This is a genomic window from Bacillus sp. JJ1521, from assembly GCF_036965165.1.
In the GTDB taxonomy this organism is placed as follows: Bacteria; Bacillota; Bacilli; order Bacillales; family Bacillaceae_L; genus Ferdinandcohnia.
Genome location: NZ_JBALOX010000246.1, coordinates 1 through 631, shown reverse-complemented (window position 1 = coordinate 631; position 631 = coordinate 1). Strand labels below are relative to the sequence as shown.

Here is a 631-nt window from a genome sequence, read left to right as displayed (position 1 = left end):
GGAGTTGTCATTATTACTCCGGAATACAACTGGTCGATTCCTGGTGTTTTGAAAAACGCCTTGGACTGGGCTTCGAGGGTGGATAAGGTTTTCATTGGCAAACCAGTCATGGCTCTCGGTGCGACTATGGGAATGCTCGGAACCGTCCGTGCCCAAATGCATTTGCGTGAAATTCTGGATGCCCCTGGCATTCAAGCAAGAATCCTTCCTCCGGGCGGAAATGAAGTACTAATCGGTTTTGCCCATCAGAAGTTTGATGAACAATCAGGCCAATTAGTTGACGAAGGAACGCTTAATTTCTTGGACAGTAAAGTCGAAGCATTTATTGACTTTGTAAAATCACAAAATTAAATGAACAACAAAAAGACCGGCCCGCAATAATAATTATGATTATCTGATGGAGCAAATAAGTGATTCATTGATATTACTTCTTCCGATTATCTCTAGCTTTTGCTCGAGCCTAATAACCATCCAGCCGCTAAAGAGTATCAAAGAAACTGTTTGCCGAAGGCATCCCAGTAACAATGTTTGGCCTTGCAGATATTCGTAAAGAGTACGAACGATTATTGGAAAACGGCGTGAAGTTTACAATGGAGCCGACAAAAATGGGCGAAGTCACAATAGCTGTCTT

2 pseudogenes (1 of these 2 cut by a window edge) are annotated in these 631 nt (G+C 42.6%); both read left to right on the top strand.

Annotated elements, in window-relative coordinates:
* Window positions 1-351 (top strand): annotated as a pseudogene (locus tag V7147_RS23655) (NADPH-dependent FMN reductase) (it extends 163 nt beyond the left edge of the window).
* Window positions 352-447: 96 nt separating this feature from the next.
* Window positions 448-631, top strand: a pseudogene (locus V7147_RS23650) (VOC family protein); the annotation flags it as partial.